The sequence below is a fragment of the Streptomyces sp. NPDC060205 genome, assembly GCF_042728395.1.
Lineage (GTDB): Bacteria > Actinomycetota > Actinomycetes > Streptomycetales > Streptomycetaceae > Streptomyces.
Genome location: NZ_JBHWZP010000530.1, coordinates 1 through 4,238 on the forward strand (window position 1 = coordinate 1; position 4,238 = coordinate 4,238).

The following is a 4,238-nucleotide window of genomic DNA, read 5'->3' on the forward strand; positions in this document are numbered from 1 at the left end:
CACCGACGGGTGAGGGGGCGCGGCCGACGCGTCTACGGGCCTACGAGGCGGCAGCCGCCACCTTCAGCTCGACGGTCAGGGTCGCCCCGCCGGTCGTGGTGATCCGCAGCAGGTACGTGCCCTCGGTGTCGTCGGCGTACAGCTTCGGCAGCTTCAGCAGGCCGTCCTTGTCCGTCTTGAGGCCCGCGAGGGTGCGTACCGTCTTGCCGTCCGCGTCCTTGAAGTAGGGGCCCTTGTCGTTCTCGGTGGCGTCGTCCGCCGTCTTGATGAGCGTGGCGGTCGCGGCGACCGCATCCGCGACGGCGCCCTTGTACGTGGCCTTCACCTCGACCTGGTCCGCGAACTCGCCGCCCGGGACGCAGGTCAGCGCGGTGTCGGCGGTGCGCGCGAGGGCGTCCGCCTGGCGGGCGGTGACCGTGGCCGCGTAGTCGAGACCCGAGACGGTACGGCCGACGACGGTGGCGCGCACCTTGAAGGCGCCGGTCTTCTCGCCCGCCTTCAGCGCGGGCGCGGTCGCCACACCGGAGGCGTTGGTGACGACGGTCGCGACACTCTCGCCGCCGGTGAAGGTCGTGTCGGTGTCGCCGGTGATCGTGAACCGGACCCGGACCTTCGCGACGGCCTTGCCCGCCTTGGTCTCCGTACGGGCGCTGATCTTCTCGGCGAAGGTGTCGCCCGCGGTCGCGGTGAGCTTCCCGGTGCCCGCGTCCTCCAGGTGGTCCACCGTCTCGGTGGGCGTGGGCGACGGGGTCGTCGGAGGCGTCGTGGTGGGCGGAGTCGTCGTGGGCGGGGTCGTGGTCGGCGGCTTGGGCTTCGGGCTCGTGCTGCCGCCGCCCGGGCTCTGGCTGCTGGGCGGGGTGGAGGCCGGAGAGGTCGGGCCTGGGCTCGCGCCGCCGGTGCCGTTGTCGCTGCGGTTGGAGGGCAGCGTGCCCGTGCCGTCCGGGACCTCGTGGGTGCCCTTGCGGTAGTACTCCAGCCACGACAGGACGGTGTTCAGGTAGTCCGTCGAGTTGTTGTAGCTGAGGATGGCGCGCCTGAGGTCGGCGCTGTCGGACAGGTCCCAGTTGAACCGGCACAGGTAGTGGCCGGCCGCGAGGGCCGCGTCGTAGATGTTGTTGGGGTCCTTCTTGCCGTCGCCGTTGCCGTCGCGGCCCGACCATTCCCAGGTCGAGGGGATGAACTGCATGGGGCCCACGGCACGGTCGTGGGTGGTGTCCCCGTCGTACGCGCCGCCGTCGGTGTCGGTGATCCGCGCGAAGCCGACGCCGTTCAGGACCGGGCCGAGGATCGGGGTGATCGTGGTGCCGTTGGCGTCGACGTTGCCGCCGCGGGCCTGTCCGGACTCGACCTTGCCGATGGCCGCGAGGAGTTGCCAGGGGAGGTTGCACCCGGGCTTGGAACCCGCCAGCGACGCCTCGGCCTTCTTGTAGGCGTCGAGGACGGTCGCGGGTATGCCCGCTTCGGCGTCACCGGCCGCGCCGGGGGTGTCGCTGCTCGCGCTGGGGGACGGCGTCGGGGTGTTGAGCGGCGGGAGGTCCGTGTAGTACGGCGAGTTGCCGGTCGCGCTGTCGTCGGCGTTCACGTCGGGCGAGGGCTGGGAGTTGGCGTTCTGCCTGCCCTGGGGGGTGTCCGTGACACCCGGGGCCTGGGATGCGGACAGAGCCGCGACCGCGAGTGCGGCCACGGCGGTGGTCGCCGCCCCCTTGACGACTCGCCTGCCGAATTGCGCCGCCATTGCGTGAACCCCTCCCGTGGACGTCCGTCCGTGCTCCGCGCGTTCCCCTGCTGTCCGGTCGTGCGGCCGTATGCCCCCCATACGGCAACCCAGGCGACCCTACGACAACTTCTGCCGCGCAGACACCTGTTCGGAGCCGGTCTTCACCGGTTGGCCATATCCCGTTTGTCCTTCCCCTGCGACTCCTCGCCATGCCGTGGATCCGGGAACCGTTTCCGCATCCCGGACGTCACCGATCATGGGGCGGCCGGGTCCGTCCGTCCCTGAACGACCAGGACGTACGAGCTCGGCACCACCCTCGCGCTTTCCGGTGCGGTCAATACTGTTCGCTTGGAGCCCAGTTGCCGTTCACTCTCAGCCATGCCGCGGCCGTCCTGCCGGCGGTGCGCGCCGACGGGTCCGGGCGGGGCCGGCTGGTTCCGGCCGTGCTCGTGGCCGGTTCGTTCGCGCCCGACATGACCTATTACGCGGCGAGTGTGCTGCCGGAGGCAATGGAGTTCGGCGACTTCACGCACTCCTTCACCGGGGTCTTCACCTTCGACGTCCTGGTCGCCTGGGCGCTCGTGGGTGCCTGGCTGGTGCTGCGGGAGCCGCTGGTGGCACTGCTGCCACGGAGTCGGCAGGGGCGGATCGGCGCCTTCCTGCGCTGCGGTGCGCCGCGCGCCCGTCCGCGTCCCTCGCTCGCCCTGTGGTGGTACGTGTCCGCGGCGTCCGGGGCGCTCACCCATGTCGTGTGGGACGCGTTCACGCATCTCGACCGGTGGGGCATGCGGGTCCTGCCCGTCCTCGGGCGGGAGATCGCGGGCTCGCCCCTGTACTGGTACCTGCAGTACGGCGGTTCGGCGCTCGCGGCGGTGGTGATCGCGGTGTTCCTGATGGTGGCCCTGCGGCGGCAGCCCGACGCCGAACCGGTGGGGGTGCCCGTGCTCTCGGCGCGTGACCGGTGGCTCGCGGGGGCTCTGATCGGCGGCTGCGCGGCGGTGGCGGCCGTGCAGCGGGCGACGCGGTGGTGGGACTACTGGGGCTCGCGGGCCAAGCCGTGGGAGCTGATTCCCACCGTGTGCTTCGGGGCGGGGGCCGGGCTGGCCGTCGGGTTCGCCGCGTACGCCGTGGCGGTCAGGGTGTGGCGCCCGGCTCCGGTTCGTCCCAGCCCGGCAGCGGCCCGTACGGAGCCGAACCGTCCGGTTCCTCGCTGAGCAGCGCTTCCGGCGTCTCCGGCGTCTCGGGGACGGCCGTGCGGCCGGGGCCGCGGCCCTGTCCGAGGCCCCGGTGCACGACCTGGGCTATGCGTTCGATGGTGCGGACGCCGTACGCCTTGGTGGGGTTGTCGTGGGTCAGGACGACGATCCGGTACGTACGGTCCCTGCCCGCGAAGGCGCCGACGCTGTGGACGCGCCAGCCGTGGGTGGAGCGGGGCAGCCAGCCGTTCTTGACATGCGCCCTGAAGCCGCGCGGCATGCCCGCGGGGACGCCCCAGCGCTGGTCCGCGCGGACCTCGGCGAGCAGTCCGAGGCCGTAGGCGCGGCTGCGGAGGAAGGAGCGGGCGTTCGTCAGGACGCCCAGCAGACGCATCTGGTCGGCGGCCGTGGTGCGGGTGAGGCCCCAGTAGCCGCCCGGGCCCAGGACGGTGGCGCGGGTACGGACCCGGGCGAGGAAGGCGTTCAGGTGGCTGTGGCCTTGAGCGGTCCACAGGCGCCAGGCGGCGGCGTTGTCCGAGCTGACGATCATGGGGCGTACGTTCGCGGTCTCCCAGCGGGTGAGTGACCTGCCCAGTTGCTCGGCCCGCCGCAGCAGGCCCTCCATGATCAGGACCTTGGCGATGCTCGCGGAGTCGTACCGGCGCTCACCGGCCAGCTCGCAGACCAGGCCCAGGTCGTCGCGTACGGCCACGGAGACCGTGCCGTGCCTGGACGCCACCGTGGCGCGGATGTCGCGCGACAGGCGGGCGGCGAGGCCGGGGGCGTGGGGGGCGTGACAGGTGGGGCCGCCGGGGTCGTCTGGGTCGTCGGGCAGGAAGCGGCCCGTTGTGCTCGCTGTGCCCGCCGTGCCCGCCGGGAATCTGGGGCTGGCGGCGGTGGCCGAGACGGCGGAGACGGGGGTGAGGAGGGCGGAGGCGAGGGCTGCGACCAGGGCGGTGCGGCAGTGTCGTACCTGCGGTACATACCGCGTGTTCCGTATGTGAGGACCCATGCCCGCATCCTGGCGGGGGGCTCGGTGGGGGGGCGCCTGGTCGGGGTCCAGGCGGGTGACGGGCCCTCCGGGGGTTGGGCGGGGGGCGGCGGGACGGTGTGCCGGGTGCGGGCCCGGTGGGGGCCGATCGCGCAGTTCCCCGCGCCCCTACCCGTTCCGCCCGCGCGCCCGGCGGGGGCTGGCCGCGCAGTTCCCCGCGCCCCTGAAGGGCGAAAGGATTGCGCAGTTCCCCGCGCCCCTAGGTTGCGTTGGCCGGGGGCCGAGGAGCGTGTGCGGGTCCGTTGTGGCTGGTCGCGCAGTTCCTCGCGCCCCT

3 protein-coding genes are annotated in these 4,238 nt (G+C 73.0%); 1 reads left to right on the top strand and 2 read right to left on the bottom strand.

Annotation, left to right across the window (positions count from 1 at the left end; translation table 11 throughout):
• Nucleotides 1-40: 40 nt before the first annotated feature.
• The gene (locus ACFWGJ_RS42420) at nt 41-1,735 is read right to left on the bottom strand and encodes a lytic transglycosylase domain-containing protein (protein WP_387334307.1); all 1,695 of its coding nucleotides are present in this window, start codon (nt 1,733-1,735) and stop codon (nt 41-43) included.
• Between the two features lie 341 nt (nt 1,736-2,076).
• On the opposite strand from ACFWGJ_RS42420, the gene ACFWGJ_RS42425 reads away from it, so the two are divergent.
• The gene (locus ACFWGJ_RS42425; protein ID WP_387334308.1) at nt 2,077-2,931 is read left to right on the top strand and encodes a DUF4184 family protein; all 855 of its coding nucleotides are present in this window, start codon (nt 2,077-2,079) and stop codon (nt 2,929-2,931) included.
• On the opposite strand, the gene ACFWGJ_RS42430 is transcribed toward ACFWGJ_RS42425, so the two are convergent.
• Entirely contained in the window at nt 2,852-3,925 is a 1,074-nt protein-coding gene (locus tag ACFWGJ_RS42430) for a serine hydrolase (protein WP_387334309.1), read from the bottom strand. The genes ACFWGJ_RS42425 and ACFWGJ_RS42430 overlap by 80 nt on opposite strands.
• Nucleotides 3,926-4,238 lie beyond the last annotated feature (313 nt).